This window comes from Streptomyces olivochromogenes (assembly GCF_001514115.1).
GTDB classification, from domain to species: Bacteria; Actinomycetota; Actinomycetes; order Streptomycetales; family Streptomycetaceae; genus Streptomyces; species Streptomyces olivochromogenes.
Window position 1 is genome coordinate 89424 of the sequence record NZ_KQ948471.1, and the last position, 17826, is coordinate 107249.

15 protein-coding genes and 2 pseudogenes are annotated in these 17826 nt (G+C 67.3%); 12 read left to right on the plus strand and 5 right to left on the minus strand.

The genetic code is table 11. The features are described 5' to 3' along the window. A partial coding sequence (locus AQJ27_RS39980) for a hypothetical protein (RefSeq protein ID WP_208948612.1) occupies positions 1 to 416 on the minus strand: 416 nt, incomplete at its 3' end. A 1909-nt stretch (positions 417 to 2325) separates the two neighbouring features. Between AQJ27_RS39980 and AQJ27_RS56730 the strand changes: the two genes are divergently transcribed. Both AQJ27_RS56730 and AQJ27_RS56740 read left to right on the plus strand, forming a co-directional pair. Next, a complete protein-coding gene (locus AQJ27_RS56730; RefSeq protein ID WP_159064516.1) occupies positions 2326 to 3021 on the plus strand; it encodes a hypothetical protein in 696 nt (231 codons plus the stop codon). A 615-nt stretch (positions 3022 to 3636) separates the two neighbouring features. Beyond that, positions 3637 to 4293, plus strand: coding sequence for a hypothetical protein (locus AQJ27_RS56740; protein WP_067380235.1), 657 nt, complete (start codon positions 3637 to 3639; stop codon positions 4291 to 4293). A 271-nt stretch (positions 4294 to 4564) separates the two neighbouring features. On the opposite strand, the gene AQJ27_RS39990 is transcribed toward AQJ27_RS56740, so the two are convergent. Beyond that, complete coding sequence (locus AQJ27_RS39990) at positions 4565 to 5611, minus strand: cation diffusion facilitator family transporter (protein WP_067380238.1); 1047 nt, start codon at positions 5609 to 5611, stop codon at positions 4565 to 4567. Positions 5612 to 6105: 494 nt separating this feature from the next. Between AQJ27_RS39990 and AQJ27_RS39995 the strand changes: the two genes are divergently transcribed. From AQJ27_RS39995 to AQJ27_RS40010, 4 genes are all read left to right on the plus strand, one after another. Further along, positions 6106 to 6300: a hypothetical protein gene (locus tag AQJ27_RS39995; protein ID WP_067380241.1), complete on the plus strand. Its 195-nt coding sequence runs from the start codon at positions 6106 to 6108 to the stop codon at positions 6298 to 6300. Next, the gene (locus AQJ27_RS40000) at positions 6297 to 8444 is read left to right on the plus strand and encodes an FUSC family protein (protein ID WP_096240444.1); all 2148 of its coding nucleotides are present in this window, start codon (positions 6297 to 6299) and stop codon (positions 8442 to 8444) included. The genes AQJ27_RS39995 and AQJ27_RS40000 overlap by 4 nt, the downstream gene beginning before the upstream one ends. 125 nt (positions 8445 to 8569) lie before the next feature. After that, on the plus strand, positions 8570 to 9832 hold the full coding sequence (locus tag AQJ27_RS40005) for an MFS transporter (protein ID WP_067380247.1): 1263 nt from the start codon (positions 8570 to 8572) through the stop codon (positions 9830 to 9832). A gap of 153 nt (positions 9833 to 9985) precedes the next feature. Beyond that, a complete protein-coding gene (locus tag AQJ27_RS40010) occupies positions 9986 to 10636 on the plus strand; it encodes a response regulator (RefSeq protein WP_079065594.1) in 651 nt (216 codons plus the stop codon). A 42-nt stretch (positions 10637 to 10678) separates the two neighbouring features. On the opposite strand, the gene AQJ27_RS53160 is transcribed toward AQJ27_RS40010, so the two are convergent. Continuing rightward, positions 10679 to 11857, minus strand: a complete 1179-nt coding sequence (locus tag AQJ27_RS53160; protein ID WP_159064518.1) for a sensor histidine kinase — start codon at positions 11855 to 11857, stop codon at positions 10679 to 10681. A 337-nt stretch (positions 11858 to 12194) separates the two neighbouring features. Between AQJ27_RS53160 and AQJ27_RS53165 the strand changes: the two are divergent. Next, positions 12195 to 12365 (plus strand): annotated as a pseudogene (locus tag AQJ27_RS53165) (IS5/IS1182 family transposase); the annotation flags it as partial. 97 nt (positions 12366 to 12462) lie between these two features. Next, positions 12463 to 12756 (plus strand): annotated as a pseudogene (locus AQJ27_RS40015) (sigma-70 family RNA polymerase sigma factor); the annotation flags it as partial. Between the two features lie 68 nt (positions 12757 to 12824). Here the strand turns inward: AQJ27_RS40015 and tnpB are convergent. Then, positions 12825 to 14138 (minus strand): IS607 family element RNA-guided endonuclease TnpB, encoded by a 1314-nt coding sequence (gene tnpB / locus AQJ27_RS40020; protein ID WP_067380250.1) that lies wholly within the window; start codon positions 14136 to 14138, stop codon positions 12825 to 12827. A 174-nt stretch (positions 14139 to 14312) separates the two neighbouring features. On the opposite strand from tnpB, the gene AQJ27_RS40025 reads away from it, so the two are divergent. The 4 genes from AQJ27_RS40025 (at position 14313) to AQJ27_RS59220 (ending at position 16527) form a co-directional block, all read left to right on the plus strand. After that, entirely contained in the window at positions 14313 to 14654 is a 342-nt protein-coding gene (locus tag AQJ27_RS40025) for an ArsR/SmtB family transcription factor (protein WP_067380484.1), read from the plus strand. A 3-nt stretch (positions 14655 to 14657) separates the two neighbouring features. Further along, entirely contained in the window at positions 14658 to 15164 is a 507-nt protein-coding gene (locus AQJ27_RS40030) for an SRPBCC family protein (protein ID WP_067380253.1), read from the plus strand. Further along, positions 15164 to 15832 carry a dihydrofolate reductase family protein gene (locus AQJ27_RS40035; protein ID WP_067380256.1) on the plus strand — a complete coding sequence of 223 codons (669 nt, stop codon included), beginning with the start codon at positions 15164 to 15166 and terminating at the stop codon, positions 15830 to 15832. The genes AQJ27_RS40030 and AQJ27_RS40035 overlap by 1 nt, the downstream gene beginning before the upstream one ends. 203 nt (positions 15833 to 16035) lie before the next feature. Then, positions 16036 to 16527 (plus strand): hypothetical protein, encoded by a 492-nt coding sequence (locus AQJ27_RS59220; RefSeq protein WP_067380259.1) that lies wholly within the window; start codon positions 16036 to 16038, stop codon positions 16525 to 16527. A 619-nt stretch (positions 16528 to 17146) separates the two neighbouring features. Here the strand turns inward: AQJ27_RS59220 and AQJ27_RS40045 are convergent. Beyond that, positions 17147 to 17404: a DUF3099 domain-containing protein gene (locus AQJ27_RS40045; RefSeq protein ID WP_067380262.1), complete on the minus strand. Its 258-nt coding sequence runs from the start codon at positions 17402 to 17404 to the stop codon at positions 17147 to 17149. Positions 17405 to 17826: the final 422 nt, after the last annotated feature.

Here is a 17826-nt window from a genome sequence, read left to right on the forward strand (position 1 = left end):
TGGGTGCCGCCTTGGGTGTTGCCGGTGCCGCCACCTTGTGTGCCGCCTTGGGTGTTGCCGGTGCCGCCGCCCTGTGTGCCGCCTTGGGTGTTGCCGGTGCCGCCGCCCTGGGTGCCGCCTTGGGTGTTGCCGGTGCCGCCGCCCTGGGTGCCGCCCTGGGTGTTGCCGGTGCCGCCGCCCTGGGTGCCGCCCTGGGTGTTGCCGGTGCCGCCACCTTGCGTGCCGCCCTGGGTGTTGCCACCCCTGCCGCCCTGGGTGCCGCCTTGGGTGTTGCCACCCCTGCCGCCTTGCGTGCCGCCCTGAGTGTTGCCGGTATTGCAGTGTTTCTGCTTGCACGGCTTGTCCGGCAGCAGGGGCTGAGCCTGCGATGTACCTTTACTGGCAAGTGTCTGGACGTGGGAAACTGTGCCAGTCACTGCCGGCGCCGCTGAGGCAGGGGCCCCGATGGCGGCTATTCCTCCAGCCATTGCCGCCGACACTATTGCTGTCGCCATCTTCTGCTTCCGAGTCTGCCGCACGCGCGTGCTCCTCTCTTCCGTATTAAGCACTATTCTTCGCTTCGGCGTCTGGTCATACGATGCGCAGAGCGTGGTCCGATCCGATCGTGGTGTTGTCGGCCACTCAGAAGACACGTCCGGCCAATTGAAGGCCTAGCGCAATAACCATGAATTCCTTCATCCCGCACCTGAAGGTGCTGGATCCGCCGGGTGCTTAGCTCCGCTGCCGGGCCGAGTGCCAGTGCAGCCCCTGGAGGCCAGTGCGCGGGAAGAGAAGCGCCGCGCTTTGTAATATCGGGCGCCTGGATACCTGCACAGCGACGAAGTTACAATCCCGATACTGGTCTCACGCGTCGGCTGAGTCAACTCGAATCGTGGGCTATAAAGGGCCTAACCACACCGCTTGTCACTAGAAAGACCCACACTTTAGATCCGGACGACCCAAGGGCCTCCGTTGAGCCCGTTACCGTCAATTTACTTCGATGGCAAAAGATCGCCGCAATCCACATATAGACTCGGGCGGCCCTGTAGCTGGAATTAGCTACACGTACGTCCCGGCTCGGCTCCAGCCCGGCGACTGGGAGTCGGTCGAGAACAGGGTCACCACGACAGTCGCCTCACTCACCCAGGCTTCCGAGCAGGGGGCCGTGTCCGTCCGGCCATGCTGGACCAGCCACTCGGGCGGGGGGTAGGTACCTGGGTGGCCGGCGCGAGCGTAGAGACGAAGGCTTCCGCGGCGGCGACAGGACGTCGGCCGCAGACCGTCCGTAACAGCACCCAGCCTCCGGTCGCTGACGATGGGGGCAGAGACATGCCGCAGGTTCCGCACACGGTTCGCTGCTCGCCGGCCAGCCGCTCCTGGGCGGAAGTGGGCGGGGACAAGTAGCCTGCCGGCCGCGTGGCCGGCCTGACGGTGCCGGGTCAGGTGGTCGGCCCAGTCGGGTTCTTCGGATCGCGGTGACCGAGAAAGTCGCGCTGCTCGGACTGTGGCTGTCGGGCCGAAGTCGATGAACAGGCCGAATTCCCAGCGGGCCACGGCGATACCGAGGGCGGAGGTCCTGAATGCTCCACGCGCCACCACCCGGCATCCTGGCCTCGCCCGGGATGTCGAACACGTGGACGTTCACTGCCGGAGGCGAGGAACCTCCCTGCCGAACCTGTCGTGGGCGCCAGTCGAATAATACTTCCGTATCTTCTGGTCGACGGCCTGGCGACGGGAGTGCAGCGGTAATGCGGAATGTGCGGGGCGGTCATGGGGGAAAGCCCCGTGAACGCATCGATGCGCTGCATGTAATCCAGAGAGCCAACCGAGGATCCGGCCGTGGGGAGAGTTCCTCGAGTTCTCGCTCCCTTTTTGCTTGTCGGCACGTCGTTGATCGCGACAACAAACTGCAGGAGGCGCTGTCACTGCGTTGAGCAGCGCAGAAGACACCTGGAGGTCCTGGTACCGGAGGGCGAGGGCGGTACGACACGGTCGTGATCGCGACGGCCTCACCGTTCTGGAGCGGGGCGGGCGGCGTTCGCGAGCAGGTCGACCGTGCCGCCAAGCAGGCCTCGCCCAGGAGTAGTTGGAGCGGCTGGAGCCGACCGGTCGAGCAGGACATGCTCGACGCGTTGCTCGGACCTCCCGGCCGCGGGGCGGCGGCTGTCCGCGACAAGCTCGAATGCGTCGCCGAGCCCGATGAGTCCGGCCGGGTCCACCGCAGGGCGTCGGCCTGGCCCCGGTGGGCCATAAGGGGTCCCGCATTCATAAAACCCCATAATCAAGGCGCAGTCCGCTTAACACTCTGTATGGGTGACATTGCCGTGTCGCTGTAGTTATGGAGTGATGTGTTGCGACAGTTTAGTCCACAAAGATTCCTATCTCTATCTGCAACAAGAAAGGGGTGCTGTGAAAAGGTTTGGTATCTACGCAACCCTGCCCTTTGTCGCCGCCGTGGCACTGACAGGCGCAACGGCGGGCCAGGCTTCCGCGGAACTCCGCAACGATCCTGAAACTCCCGCAGGAGTTACCGTTGTTTTCAACAACGGCGGGTCTTACGGAAATGTTTTTAATGAGGTGAACGGCAACAGCAATAACACTCAGATCGGTAACACCCAGGGCGGCACCCAGGGCGGCACCGGGAACACGCAGGGCGGTGCTGGCAACACCCAGGGCGCTACGCAGGGCGGGACCGGGAACACGCAGGGCGGCACGCAGGGCGGTACCAGGAACACGCAGGGCGGCACGCAGGGTGGGACCGGCAACACTCAGGGCGGCACGCAGGGTGGGACCAGGAATACCCAGGGTGGCACGCAGGGCGGGACCGGCAATACCCAGGGCGGCACGCAAAGCGGGACCGGGAACACGCAGGGCGGCACGCAGGGCGGGACCGGGAACACGCAGGGCGGCACGCAGGGTGTCCGGAATTCGGCAGCAGGGCGCATCATCACCGCGCCGCTCCCGTCTCCTTCTGCTTCACCCATGGCGTTCACAACGAGTCTTCTGACGTCGATCACTGATCGGGTGAGGCCGCTGTCGTGACGGCGAGGCCCCCGAACTGTTGAGCGGGATATTCCGATGTCTTCGCACCACAGCCCCGGGGGCCTCGTTGGTTTCCCCATGTGCTGGGGGAGTGGGTGACGATGCTCATCGTCACCCGTCAGCACGACCGACGGTGCAAGCTGCCACCGGCAGCCGGTGTCCGATCCGTCAGAGGCAGGCGTTCAACCCACTCAGCGGAGTGCCTACGCGTTACGTGAAGGCATTCCTGCCTCGGCACCGCCGACGTCCACGATCACGCCCGGGCGCCGGCAAGCTCGTCCGCAGGAAAGGCCGCCGCCCGCAGAGCCGCCCCGGCAGGACCACATCCGCGTCCAACCCGTACCGCTCCGCTGAGTGGAGCCGGTGCCCAAGTCCCCATCAGCGGTCTGTCGATGACCGCTCCATTGCGGGTCAACGAAGACGGCAACGCGGTCCGTCAAGACCTACTGCCTGCAGCATCAGCCAAGCCTCTCTTTCCTCGGCCAACGAACACATCAACCTGTTGCTCCTCTGATCAGGGGACGCGCGGCAGAGGCCAGACGAGCTGAAATGAATTTACGAAAGTTCGTCCACCTAGAAAAACGAGGTTTCCTCATGTTCAACACTCGACGTCACATGGCCCGCATCGCAGGGATTTCCTGCATCGCCGCACTGGCCGCAGGAACCGTCGGTGTGGCCAGCGCCGAGGCCGCGCCCATGCACCATGCAGCTGCGCATTCGTCCAGCATGAACCACCAGCACAACACCCAGGGCGGCACGCAGGGTGGCGGTCGCGGCAACACCCAGGGCGGTACCCAGGGCAACGGTAACGGGAACACCCAGGGCGGTACCCAGGGCAACGGAAACGGCAACACCCAGGGTGGCACGCAGGGTGGCGGTCGCGGCAACACCCAGGGCGGCACGCAGGGCAACGGAAACGGGAACACCCAGGGCGGTACCCAGGGCAACGGCATGGGCAACACCCAGGGCGGCACGCAGGGTGGTGGCAACGGCAACACTCAGGGCGGCACGCAGGGTGGTGGCAACGGCAACACTCAGGGTGGCACCCAGGGCAACGGCAACGGGAACACTCAGGGCGGCACGCAGGGTGGTGGCAACGGCAACACTCAGGGTGGCACCCAGGGCAACGGCAACGGGAACACTCAGGGCGGCACGCAGGGTGGTGGCAACGGGAACACCCAGGGCGGCACGCAGGGTGGCGGCAACGGCAACACTCAGGGCGGCACCCAGGGCGGCGGGGGCGGCAACACCCAGGGTGGCACCCAGGGCTGATCGTTGAAGAGTCCCCAGAACTCGGCACCTCGCGGAGAAAGCTTCCGCGGGGTGCCGAGTTCAGTGCATCGGAAGGTTCGGCGGCGGGGCCTTCGGCCGTGGCGGGCCTGTGCTGAGCAACCTGAATGTGCGGATCACTGGACCGGCCCGGGGCGAGACCGCATGATGCAGCAGACGTGTCCCACGGTCTTCGTGCTGGTGTGTGTTCCTTCGAACCCGTCGATGGTGACGTGAAGCCGGCCGCCCACAAGAACAGGCGCGCCTCGGCGGGTCAGGGGGTGTGGGGACCGGGGCGGTGGACCGGGCCGTGGATGTCTTCCTCGTGCGGCGGCTCCCCGCCGTCCTTGGCGCTGCCGTCCGGGCGGGTGGTGATGTGCAGGAGAGGGCCGGTGCCGGTGCGGTCTTCGCCGAGGTGGTCGACCTGCAAGGTGGCATGGCTGATGCCGTACGCCTCGCGCAGGTGCAGCTGAAGGGCTCGGCGCACGGCGTGGCAGTCACCGCCTGGGGTGACCAGGACGTGCGCGGAGAGAGCGGCCTGACCGGAGGTGATCTCCCAGATGTGCAGGTCGTGGATCTCGACGACTTGTTCGGTGGCGGCCATGCGGCCGCCGAGGATGTCAGGGTCGAGGCCGGCCGGGGCGGCCTCCAGGAAGATCCGCCCGGACTGGCGGACCAGGCTGATCCCGGCCTTGAGCATCAGCACCACGACGAACAGCGAGGCGATCGCGTCCGCGCGGAAGAATCCGGTCAGCAGCACGACGGCGCCGGCAATGGCGGTGGCGATGAACCCGTACAGGTCGGTCAGGATGTGCTGGTAGGCACCTTCGATGTTCAGCGAGGAACGGTTGGCCTTGGCGATCGCCCAGCCCGCTGCGATATTGACCACGATTCCGACGAGCGCCGTGATCACGACCAGGCCGCCGGTGACCTCGGGCGGGGCGATCAGCCGGCGCACCGCTTCGTACGCGAGCCACGCTGACAGCACCAGCAGGGTGACGCCGTTGGCCTGCGCTGAGAGGATCTCCGCTCGCTTGAGGCCGTAGGTGTAGCCGCCGCGCGCGGGGCGGCTGGCCAACCGCATCGCCACCAGGGCCAACACGATGGAAGCCGCATCGGTGAGCATGTGCGCGGCGTCTGAGATCAGCGCCAGCGAGTGCGCCAGGACACCCACGACCACCTCGCCGCACATGTAGACCACGATCAGGGTCAGCGCAAGGCTCAGCCATCGTCGGTCCGCGTCCGCGGTCACGCCATGGCTGTGTCCGTCGTGGGTTTCGCCGTCCCTGGCGTGGCCGTGCCGGTGTTCGTGGTCCTTCATACAAGGTCCCCGTGGGCTGTTGTGCCGACGGCCTGGCGGCGGCCGGCCCCCAGGCCAGTGGACCATGCCCCTGCCGGAAATTCCAAAGGTCGCAACGGTGACGGTGGCTGGCCCCGATACGGCTGACCTGCAGGTTTCCTGGCGGGGGAGTGCGCCCATGAGCCCGGATCATCCGCCGTCGGCGGACCCGGCGGCCCGGGCCCTGGCGAGCGGTGTCAACGTCTTCCAGGCAGGCGGGGGAAGCACTGGAGGGCGGCGGCGGAGCCGTCGAGGGCCTGGCCGAACAGTTGGGTTGAGCACGCTCCATTGCGGCATCCGCGGTTTCGGTGCCCGCCGGGGCGCAGTCCAGACGCGAAGCTGCTCCGCCACAGGTCACGAAGACTGTCGTAGAGGCTCGGTCGCAGCAAATCTGGCATGTGCCGCGACGGGTTGTCCCGGGCTGAGTCGGGGGCGCCTAACAGGCCTGTTTGTCCGGCGCGGCGGAGTATGGCGACATGAGGATTGAGAGTCCGTGGATCGGTCCGGCACCGCCGCCGGGTGACGGCCCGCACCGGTACTTCTGCACCCTCTACGCGCTGGACACCGTCCTGGACCTGCCGCTCTCCGCCGGGCGGCCCGAGGTGGAGGAGGCGATGGAGGGTCATGTCGTGGAGCGGGCGGCGCTGATGGGCCGGTTCCAGCGGGATTGACCGGCCACAGGAGCTGGGCCCGCCTGTTCGAGCCGGTCCCGGGCAGCAGGCCTGCGGCCCTCGCCGGACTGACCAATGGGGTGGCCGTCGGCTTTCCCCTGCTGGTGGGCGTGGCGGCCGGTGATCCTGCGGCGGGCGCGCTGGCGTGCCTGGGCGCGTATGTGGCGGCGTTCACCAACAAGGGCGGCCCCCGCGGGCAGCGGACCGCGGGTCTGGCTGTGGCCGGCGCCGTCAACGCGCTCGCTTTCTGGGCCGGGGAACTGGTGACCGATCTGTTCCCGCTCGCCCTGGCCCTGCTCACGGCGCTGGTCTTCCTCGCCGCGATGGGGCAGGCGGTGCATGGGACAGTGGCCCGCCTGGGCACGATGCCCGCAACCGCCCTGCTGGCAGGCGCCGGACAGGCCGGTTCGGACGCGGTGGGAACCGTGCGTGCGTTCCTCCTCGTGCTGGCCGGAGGGCTCTGGTACGCCGCTGCCACCGGTCTGCTCACCCCGGTGCCCCGCCTGCGAAGTGTGCTGGCCGCTGTCGCCGAGCCTTTTCGGGAGACCGGCCGACACCTCGATCGGATCGCCGCCGCCTCCCACCGGCCGGGTGGCGACCATGCACGCGCAGTGGCCGCACTGCGGCGAGCGGAACAAGCAGCGCAGGCACTGCACGGCCCGGACGGCGACGAGTATCTGGCCTCCCTCGTTGCCCCGCTGCTGCGCCAGGCATCCGTGCTGGTCGACCTCACCGCGGCGCTCGCGGAGACCGGCGCCCCGCCCCAGGCCGTTCTTGAGCCGTTCACCGCTGCAAGCCGGGCGCTGGCCGACCAGATCGCCCAGGTGGCCGGCCTGCTCACTCGCCGCCCGGGCCGCGGAACCTCCCTGAAGGACATGGCCGACGCGATGGCGACGCTCACCCTCGCCTGCGACAGGCTGCGTTCGCGCGCGGCCACCGGGCAGGAGCCCTACCCCGCGGTGGCCAAGGCCGGGCGCCAGCGCCGACTGCTGGCTCGCATCCGCACCGCGACCGGCACCGCACACCATCACGCCCGCACCCTTCGAGGCGTGGCCGGCACGCGCATTCACCCGGCTCCAGCCCCGCAGGCTCCCTTTGACGCGGCGCGCCTGCGCGCGACCATGACATTCAGCTCCTCCGCATACCGCCACGCCCTACGCGTCACAGCCGTCGCCGCCGCCGTGTTCACCCTGGTATGGGCAGCTCGCCTTCCGCACGGCGAATGGGCGACCCTGGCCGTCCTGAGAGTCCTGCGCCCTCAGTACGGCGCCACCCTCGAACGCGCCGGCCAGCGCATCACCGGCAACCTGGTCGGCGGCACTTGCGCCGCCCTGATCATCGCCGGAGTCAAGGAGCCCGCCCTCCTCGCGGTCATGCTGTTCGCCGTCATCAGTGCCGGCTTTGCCCTGAGGCCCGTCAACTACGCCTTCTGGGTCGTCTTCGGCACCCCGCTGGTGCTGCTGATCGGCGACGTGACCCAGCCAGGCGACTGGGGCTCCGCCCTTGAGCGAATCGCCATGACCGTTCTCGGCAGCGTCGCCGCACTCCTCGGCGGCTACCTGCTCTGGCCCACCTGGGACCACGACCGCCTCACCGAACAGACCACCGAAGCGACACGGGCAGTCGCCGCCTACCTGGACGCGGCGCTGAACCGGCTGACCCACCCCCGCAGCCCCTCGACGGACCAGACCCGCCGCAGAGCCGAAAGCATCCTGGCCAAAGCTCAGACCTCACAGCAGCACGCGCGCCGGGAGCCCGGCCACGACCCCAGGGCCGTCTCGGATGCCTCCACCACTCTCGCCGTCCTGGCCACGCTCATGGAACATCTCACCGCCCTGACCGCTCACTCCACACGGCAGGCAGCCCTCATCCCAGGGCTTTCTGACTACGGCACACACGCTCCCGCAGCCCTGACCGCGCCACAGGCCGACGAACGGACCGCCCACGCAGCAGCCCTGGCCGACGCCCTCGACGACATGCGTCTGTACCTCGAGGGGCTCCACACCCAGCGTCTGCGCGAACTGGCAACACGCCCGGACGGTGACACCCATGTGCGTAGGACGATCCGCGACGACGAACCCGTCATCGGACTCCTCACCAAGATCCAATCGTGCATCGGGCGCCTCCTCCGTCAGCCCGCCTGACCGGTGTCTTCTGTGTCACTCGTTCACGAAAGGCGGCCTTGTGACCTGTGCTGATGCACCATGGGAACGATTATGAAGAATACGTACATTAGACGGATGAATCGGATGATTCCTACAGTCAAAGCATGTCTCCTGCCGATCCCGAGGTGTCCACCGCCGTGGGCGCCGCATCCGATTCCCGGATGGCCCCGGGCGGTCCCGGCTACCGCCGGATGAACCTCGCCCTCTTCCTCGCGGGTGCCGCGACCTTCGTCCTGCTGTACTCCACGCAGGCGCTGCTGCCGCTGATCTCCGGAGAGTTCCGGGCGACGGCGAGCGAGGCGAGCTGGACGGTGGCGGCCGCGACGGGCGGGCTGGCGGTGTTCGTCGTGCCGATGAGCGCTCTGTCGGAGCGATTCGGGCGGCGCACGGTGATGACGGCGTCGCTGGCGGTCGCGGTGACAGTCGGCCTGCTGGTGCCGTTCGCGCCGTCGCTGGGCACGCTGATCGTGCTGCGGGCGCTGCAGGGCGCCGCGTTGGCCGGCCTGCCTGCGTCGGCACAGGCCTACCTCGCGGAGGAGGTCCGCCCCAGGGCCCTGGTCACGGCGATCGGCCTGTTCGTGGCCGGCAACAGCGTGGGCGGCATGAGCGGCCGAGTCGTCACCGGCTGGGTCGCCCAGGAGTGGGGCTGGCGGGTGGCCGTCGGGGTGATCGGCGTGATCGCGGTGGCGTGTGCGGTGGCCTTCCGGCTGCTGCTGCCGGCACCGAAGCACTTCAAAGCGGGCTCCCTGCACCCCCGCACACTTGCCCGCACGGTCCGCGACCACCTCACCGACCCACTGCTGCGCCGCCTCTATGTGATCGGCGCACTGTTCATGACGGTGTTCGGCGGTGTCTACACGGTCATCGGCTACCGCCTGACCGGCGCCCCCTTCTCGCTCCCCCAGGGCATCATCGGCTCGGTCTTCCTGGTGTACCTGGTGGGTACGGTCTCGGCGTCGGCGGCGGGCCGGCTGGTGAACCGCCTGGGCCGCCGGGGCGCCCTCTGTCTGGCGGCCGCCACGACGGCGGCGGGCCTGCTGATCTCCCTCCTCGGCACTCTCCCGCTGGTCCTGCTGGGCATGGTCCTGATCACGGCGGGCTTCTTCGCCGGCCACGCGGTCGCCGCCTCGACGGTCAGCAAGACGGCCACCCACGGTCGCGCCCAGGCCTCCGGCCTCTACCAGTCCGCCTACTACATCGGCTCCAGCGTCGGTAGCACGGTGGGTGCCACTGCCTTCCACGTGGCCGGCTGGTCCGGAACGGTAGGGGTCGGCCTGCTGGCGATGCTGGGCGTCGTGACGATCACGTTGTTCGGTTCCAGGGCGGCCCGGGCCGCCGCACGGCGGGAGACGGCCGCCGTCCGCTGAGGACCCGTCACTGACCCCCTCATGTCTCCCCGCATTACGGCAACGAGCCACACATGGCCCGGCAGCAGGGGCTCATATACCTTGGTAAGAGTCATCGAAAACTTGCCGGCGATCGTAAAGCAGTAAAAGCGCAGACGAAAGGTCGGGATTGCCGTGGCAACGCCAAGCCCTCCTCGCATCCGAGTGGTAATTTCCGACGACCATCCCTTGTTTCGTGAGGGCATCTCGCGCGCGCTGCAACTAAGTGGGTTCATTGATGTCGTGGCCGAGGCGGAGAACGGCCGGGATGCGCTGGAGATCATTCGCCGAGAAATTCCACAAGTCGCCGTGCTGGATTTGCGCATGCCTGAACTTGACGGAATCGCAGTGCTTCACGCCCTGGTTCGGGACCGAGTTGACACCCGGGTTCTCATGCTTTCCGCTTTCACCGACAGCTCCTCTGTCTACCGTGCATTGGAAGAAGGAGCTGCGGGGTTCCTGACCAAAGACAGCAAACGCTCGGAAGTCGTGGAAGCGGTGCGGGCGATCTCACAGGGTAAAACTGTCGTGCCACCCGAAGTGACAGGAGGGCTGGCCGACGAAATCCGCATGAGGCGATCCCAGAATTCGCCGACCCTCAGCGAGCGGGAAAGCCAGGTCCTGAACGGTATGGCCCGGGGACTCAGCATTCCGCAGATCGCCAAAGAACTGATCCTCGGTACGAGCACGGTCAAGACGCACGCTCAGCACCTCTACGAGAAACTACAGGTGTCGGATCGCGCCGCAGCGGTTGCGGAAGCCATGCGGCGAGGCCTGCTGGAATGATCACCAAATCACCCTGCAGGGCGCGATGCAAGAAACCATCGCTCATTCCACTGGTACAACGGCTTCGGCCGTCGTGCCGCCTGATGCATTTCTTCGGAGGGTGAAAACACCTCCCAGGCCCTCGATTCGCGCACGGTGCGAAGCGATCCCGATATGGCCTGACGAGAGACTCCTGGCCAAGCATTCGTTGGATATCCCTACACCGTCATCAGAAATCGAGAGTTTAACACTCGCTGAATCGTTCTGCTGCAAGGTCACGATGACATTATTTGCTTGCGCATGCTTCACGGCATTCTCCAGAATTTCGCGAGCCAGCCAGTAGAGCGGTCGATCCACAGAACCTGCAGACGCGATGCTGGACCGAACCTCTCCGTGAAATCTCCCGCGCTCGGAAGCCTGTTGAGTCAGATGCTGCAGAGCGGGCACCAGCCCCCCTGAAACGAGGACTTCAGGATGCAGGGTGCGTACCGACGAGCGGAGCTGCTTGCTTGCCGCGGCAAGAGCCTGATCGGCACGCTGCAGCGCATCGGTCACCCCGGGGCTGCATGCCGCTTCGTCGATGGAGTGCCTGGCCGCCAGAACGTTCTGCAATGCGCCATCGTGCAGCACTTCCGCAATTTTGCGCTGTTCCCTCTCCTCCGTCGCCATGATCCGGTCCAGCAGCCATAGGCGATGTTCCGCCAACTCTCTTATCGCCCTCACCCTGTGCTGCTGGACATCCGACAGAAGTACACAGCCCGCACAAACCACAAGAATGAACAGGGTGTGCATGAGTATGAAATTCCAGTACGGCTGCTGCAGATGGCCGACGGCAGTACCGACGGCGTAGCTCGCCGCTGCGAGCACTCCAGATGCCGCAGTAAGAACCGGCCGCATCTGGAACGAGGCGAGGACGGGTATGAAGAGAAAAATGTCAGCAGATACCGGCGAGCTCCAGTTCGGGTCAGAAAAATCGCCGGAAATTGCTATCAATGCGGTGAGCAAAGCCAGGTCGACCAGTGGATATACCCAGCTTGGATACGGCCTGCGCGATCTCCAGGACGCCCAGAGCATTCCAAAGGTCCATAGAGCATAGACGGCAGCCAGCGTCACCGAAATCTGCATCTGCTCAGACGGCGGAAACACTGCCAAGTCTGCCGTGAGTGCAACAACGATGGCGATCCGAAGTATCGCCTGCCATCTAAAGGCCCTTTGCAGGTGCAGGGCAGGCACTTCGGCCATGTCCCCTCGATCTGGTCGGCCACTTTCTCGAGCGGTCGGGAATGAGTCCGGAAGTGTCATGTCATCCTCTTACCGGCTATCGCCCTGGAGCTGGCTGTGCCAGGGGGTGGCTTGCGATGCCGAGCCCTCCTTGAAATGTTCTGGAGTACGCAACGCCATCACAACCGGATCGACTCCGGCGCGCCTGCACGGGCGGTGCGCCCGCGCAGATACACCACGGACAGCCGGCTCCCACCTTTCTCTTAAGAAGCCGATGTCTCCGTGAACTTCGCTGTGGCGGCGCTGAGAACCGATTCGCCTGTGTGGTGACTATTTTATGGCACAGACGGTGCATGGAGCGGTTTGCAAGGCCCACGCCCGGATCCGCTGCCGCGGCGAACGCGCCGTCGCCACCCTCAAGACCTGGAAAATTCTGACCAAGCTGCGCTGCAGCCCCTCCCGGACGACCGCAATGGTGCAGGCCATCCTCGTTCTCCACCACGTCGAAAACCCGGCCTGCCAAGGATGAGAAACGCTCAGCCATGCCGACCGACCCTGGTGATGAGTTTTCGCGCCCGCACCCGTCACACCTACGACGGGACACGACGAGACGGAAGGATGACGTGATGAGTGCGGACACGCGGCTGGAGGAGCCGGCGTTCTCGGGGCTGGCGGAGCGGCACCGGCGGGAGCTGCACGTGCACTGCTACCGGATGCTCGGGTCGTTCGAGGACGCCGAGGACACCGTGCAGGAAACGTTCCTCCGTGCCTGGCGGCGGCGGGAGACCTTCGAGGGGCGGTCGACGTTCCGGGCCTGGCTGTACCGGATCGCCACCAACGCCTGCCTGGACCTGCTCGCCAAGTGCCGCCCGGAGCCTGCGACCGGCGGCGAGGTGCTGTGGCTGCAGCCGTTCACCGAGTTCTACGAGTCTCAGTGATTCGCCCATTGCTGGGCGAAGGTCCCCGTCTCACTCAATACCAGGAGGTATCAATGCGGGGTAGACGCTTCAATACCACCGGCCCCGCAGGACGGGGTCTTACGGTCGGCTCCACGTCCGTTTTCTGTCTCCGGGCCACTCCCGGCGACGTGCCGCTTCACGAGCGCGGCGAGGTTCAGTGCCGCGTTCTCATCCCGGTCGAGGACGAGTCCGCAGTGTTCGCATACGTACATCCGTATCCGGAGAGGCAGTTTGGGTGTCACTGCCTGGCATCCGGAACACGTCTTGCTGCTGGGGAACCAGCGGTCCGCCGCTTCGAGCGTTCCGCCGTTCCACCGGGTTTTGTAGGCGAGCTGACGCCGGATCTCGCCGAACCCGGCGTCGGCCACGACGCGGGCGAGTTTGCGGTTCTTGAGCATCCCCGAGACGTTGAGGTCTTCCACCACGATCGTGCCGTACTCGCGGGCCAGGCTGGTGGTGAGCTTGTGGAGCGCGTCCCGCCGCAGGTTCGCGGTGCGGTAGTGCACCCGGTTGCGGGCCGCATCCGCGCGCTGCCAACGCTTCGAAGGCTGCTGCCCGGTGCGCCGGTCAGGGCCCAGACGGCGGGCGACCGTGCGGGACAGGCGGCCGAGCTTGCGGCGCGCGGTGTCGTAGTGTTTGGGGTTCTCGGCGGTCGGGCGGCCGTCGGAGAACACCGCGAGGTGCTTGATGCCCAGGTCGACGCCGATCACCGTATCCGCTCGGGACGGGGTACGGTCGGTGCGCTCGACTTCGCAGGTGAAGGACACGAACCAGCGGCCCGCCTCGCGGCGGACGGTCGCCGACTTCACCACCGCCGTGCCGGCCGCGATCCGGCGGTGCAGCTTCCGTGTGGACTCATGCGCCCTGATCGTTCCCAGGACCGGGAGCGTGACATGCCTGCGGTCGTCTTCCAAGCGGATCGTGCCGGTGGTGAACCGAACCGACGGCGTGGTCTTCCGCTTCGACTTGTAGCGAGGAAAGCCCATCCGCGGGCCCTTGCGCTTGCCGCGCCTGGAATCGGACCAGTTCTTCAAGGCCCGGGCGAGCTGGTCCAGCCCGGTGGCGTACGCCTCCTTCGAGCACTCCGCCCACCACGGCGCCACCTCGGTCTTCGCTGCGTTCCAGGCCTTGCGCATGGAATACATCGACCAGCCGAACGACGGCGTCAGACCGGCCTCGGCAATGCCGTAGGACCGTTCCGCCTCCCGCTGCCCGAGGTTCGCTTTCACCTGCGCGATACCCCAGTTGAACGCCACCCGGGCCGCACCGGCATGCCGCAGCAGCGCCCCGACCTGACCAGGCGTCGGGTCCAGTGCAAACCGGTAGGCATGCGTGACGATCACCCGATCAGGCTACCGGCCGCCACCGACAACCCCCCGACCATTAACGGAAGTTGACAAACGCTGAGATTCGATGACGAAGCCCACAGCAGTTAAGAACCCCCGGTGCTGCCACCCCAGACTCGCCCGATTCCCAACCCGTTTGACGCATTCCGATATGGGAATATGATGGCGGTCATGGCACGAGCAGCGACGACGTCGGACGCGTTCAACGCGATCGCCGAGCCGCAGCGCCGGGACATCCTGGCGCTGCTGCGGGCGGGGGAGCGGCCGGTGACCGACGTGGCCCGGGAGCTGGGGATGAGCCAGCCGGGGGCGTCCAAGCACCTGCGGGTGCTCCGGGAGGTGGGGCTGGTGCGGGTCCGCGGGGCGGGCAAGCAGCGCCTGTACGGCCTGGACGCCCGCGGGCTGCGGCCGGTCCACGAGTGGGTCGGCGGATTCGAGCGGTTCTGGAACGAGAGTTTCGACCGGCTGGACACCTACGTGCAGGACCTCAAGCAGACACGGCAGGAGGAATGACCGATGGCAGGGCCAAGGCAAGAAACGCGGGCGGAGCCGGCGACGGCCGACCGGGAGATCGTGATCTCCCGGGTCATCGACGCCCCGCGGGAGCTGGTGTTCGAGGCGTTCACCGAGGTCCGGCACCTGTCGCGGTGGTGGGGTCCGCAGGGGTTCACCACCGCGACGCGGTCCTTCGAGTTCCGCGAGGGCGGGGAGTGGGTCTTCGTGCTGCACGGGCCGGACGGGACCGACTACTCCGAGTGGATCCGCTGGCTGCGGATCGTCCCGCCGGAGCGGATCGAGCTGCTGCACGGTGAGTCCCGCGACGACCCGAACGCCTTCGAGTCGGACCTGACCTTCGCGCCGGACGGCGCGGCGACCCGGATCGTGATGCGCACGGTGTTCCCCACCAAGGAACTGCGCGACGAGGCGGTCGAGAAGTACCACGCGATCGAGGGCGGCCGGCAGACCCTGAGCAGCCTGGCGGCCTACGTCAGCGACCTCGCGCGGAAGGGGGCGGAGAGCTGATGGCCGGGAAGGTGTTCTTCAGCGTGTCGATGTCGCTCGACGGCTTCATCGCACCCGAGCCCGTGCCCGCCCAGGACGAGCTCTTCGCGCCCCACAGGCAGGACGACCCGGACGTTCGGCGCTGGATGGCGCAGTGGACGGAGCTGCAGCAGTGGATCTTCCCGCTGCGGTTCTTCCGGGAGAACCTGAAGCTGGGCGAGGGCGGCGAGGAGGGCCTCGACAACGACGTCGCGCGGGAGACGTTCGAGCGCACCGGCGCGAGCGTCATGGGCAAGCGCATGTTCGACCTCGGCGAGCAGTCATGGCCGCAGGAGGCGCCCTTCCACACCCCGGTCTTCGTCGTGACGCACACCAAGCGTGACCCGTGGGAGCGGCCCGGCAACACCACGTTCCACTTCGTCAACGACGGCATCGAGCACGCCCTCGACCAGGCCCGCGCCGCCGCCGGCGACCGCGACGTCCGCATCGCCGGCGGCGGCACGACGATCCTGGAGTACCTGAACGCCGGCCTGGTCGACGAGTTCTCGATCACGCTGTCACCAGTGCTTTTCGGCGCCGGCACCCGCCTGTTCGACGGCGTGGACGCGTCCAGGGTCGCGCTGGAGCCGGTCCGTTCGGAGCCGTCGTCGCGGGTGACGCACCTGACCTACGCCGTGCACCCACGGTAGCCGCGCCACCACTCGGCACGGACCGTCCGCGGCCGGCGGGATGCCCGCCCCTGGCCCTGACCGCCGGTCAGGGGCCGACTCGAAAACCTCATGGCCTTTCCAACGGCACGCGCGGCCGCCGGCTGACGAGTTGAGCGCCTGAGGGTGAAGACCCGCCCGCCGGCTGACCCCCATCCCCGGCGCTCTCGTCGGCGTCGGAACCGGTGATCTGGGTACTGTCCGGGGCCGGAGTTGATGAACACACCCTGCAGGGCGCGGGCGCCGAGCATCATGGCCTCGCCCTGCGCGGCGCCGCCGAGAGCGGAGGCGCCGGCGAAGCCGATCAGGCCGGTGACGAAGCGGTCATCGTGAACATCGCACTGCCCTCCGCCCAGCAGGACCTGGGGATATCGGACGGCAACCGTCAGTGGGTCATCACGGCCTACGCCCTCGCCTTCGGCGGACTGCTGCACCCGTGCGCCGGCGTACCTCATTGCCGGCACTTCCCTGCGCTAGTTTCCAAGAACGGAAGGCAATTCCCTGTTTCGGCCGGCGCGTTCAAGTACGGCCACCTCATGCTCTGCGGAGGCCTGAAGGAGGTGTTCTCCGATGAACCTTCCACCGCGGGCGTAGACCTCGAACCGGTCCGCTATCTGCCGAATCGTATAACCGGCTCGGCTTTGATGGGGGGCATGCTGAAACGCCATGGTTCGTGATCCTTCTCTGCCTTGCGGGCTTCAGGAGTCGTCGATGGAACTGCTCACCATTCGAACGCATTCCAGTGCCCGGTCGGATCCGTCAACCGGGGGACCGCACGGTGGGGGCTGCCGTAGTCGCGTCGGAGTGCTTGCCGCCGGATACGCGCCGCTCAGGCGCCACACCGGAGCGGGCCGGGAACCGGTTGACCGGACCGGCCGCAGACCCTGGCGGATGCCCCCGCTGGACACAGCGATGGCGGTGTTGAAGGTGTGATGGCCGCCGTCGGCAGCCATGCGGCGGGACGCGGCAGGGGAGGGGATGGGGATCCAGGCCGGCAGTGGGTCCAAGGCCGGCAAGTGGGTCCAGGACGAACGCCGCACGGATGTCCTGCGTTGACACCGATCGGACGGCAGCCGCTGAGGAGCCCGTGGCGCGCCATACGCCTTCTCGCATGCCTGCTCCCGGTCTGCGACGCGGGGCAACCGGACGGTGCCGATGCAGGCGGCGTAATCCCGCAGACCATTCCCATGTGCCGGCGACCACATGTTTCGTGCCGGCGCCGACGACGGCCCGCACTTTCGCCGAGAACCGGTAGCTGTGTGAGGAGGCAGCGGCCTTGTGGCCGTGGAACGGGCTTCAGCGACGTTGTTTGCCGTCCATCTCGTCCCACCACTCGTCGGACTTCGGGTCGCCGGACGGGGCGTCCCACCAGCGGTCGTCGGGGCCGCGCCGGTTCGCGACGATGGCGGCCACCGGCGGGATCACCATGGCGACCACGCACATGCCGACCGCCGCGGGAACCGACCAGATACGCACGACGCCCCAGGCCAGGACGAAGAGCGCGATACATGTCCCCATCATGGCGAAGTAGGTGTGACGGCGTCGTGCGTACATGACTCCAGGCTAGGTCGTGCGTACACGGCTCCGGGTAGGCCGAACGGCGGATCCACCACCCCATCGTGCCCCCCGATCCGGCCGGCAGTTTCCGGTGGGCGCCCGCTCGATCCGAGCTTCCGCTACTGGCGCAGGACCGCGGGCGAGCGGGGGATCCGCCAGGCGGCCGACGCGAAGCCCGCCGCCCGGATACGCGAGGTCCACCAGGACTCGGACGGTGTCTCCGCCGCCGGGCAGGTGCCTCTTTGGCCGGAGCACAGGATCAGGCGAAGGCCGTGTTGTATTCGTTGTCTCCGCGTACGACCGCAGCGTACCGTTCACCCAACTTGGCACGCAGGACACCGAGTTGGTGTGCAGCGGTGGCCGCGACATGTGACGCGGCGGGTTGCAGTCCGGAGGTCTCCCGTCAATCCGCGTCGGGC

Bases quoted from the DNA above. Each gene is read 5' to 3' on its own strand.
- AQJ27_RS40045 (WP_067380262.1), bottom strand. From the start codon at position 17,404: ATGTACGCACGACGCCGTCACACCTACTTCGCCATGATGGGGACATGT.
- AQJ27_RS40005 (WP_067380247.1), top strand. From the start codon at position 8,570: ATGTCTCCTGCCGATCCCGAGGTGTCCACCGCCGTGGGCGCCGCATCC.
- AQJ27_RS40025 (WP_067380484.1), top strand. From the start codon at position 14,313: ATGGCACGAGCAGCGACGACGTCGGACGCGTTCAACGCGATCGCCGAG.
- AQJ27_RS56730 (WP_159064516.1), top strand. From the start codon at position 2,326: ATGTGTTGCGACAGTTTAGTCCACAAAGATTCCTATCTCTATCTGCAA.
- AQJ27_RS56740 (WP_067380235.1), top strand. From the start codon at position 3,637: ATGGCCCGCATCGCAGGGATTTCCTGCATCGCCGCACTGGCCGCAGGA.
- AQJ27_RS40035 (WP_067380256.1), top strand. From the start codon at position 15,164: ATGGCCGGGAAGGTGTTCTTCAGCGTGTCGATGTCGCTCGACGGCTTC.
- AQJ27_RS40030 (WP_067380253.1), top strand. From the start codon at position 14,658: ATGGCAGGGCCAAGGCAAGAAACGCGGGCGGAGCCGGCGACGGCCGAC.
- AQJ27_RS39990 (WP_067380238.1), bottom strand. From the start codon at position 5,611: ATGAAGGACCACGAACACCGGCACGGCCACGCCAGGGACGGCGAAACC.
- AQJ27_RS39995 (WP_067380241.1), top strand. From the start codon at position 6,106: ATGAGGATTGAGAGTCCGTGGATCGGTCCGGCACCGCCGCCGGGTGAC.
- AQJ27_RS53160 (WP_159064518.1), bottom strand. From the start codon at position 11,857: ATGGCCGAAGTGCCTGCCCTGCACCTGCAAAGGGCCTTTAGATGGCAG.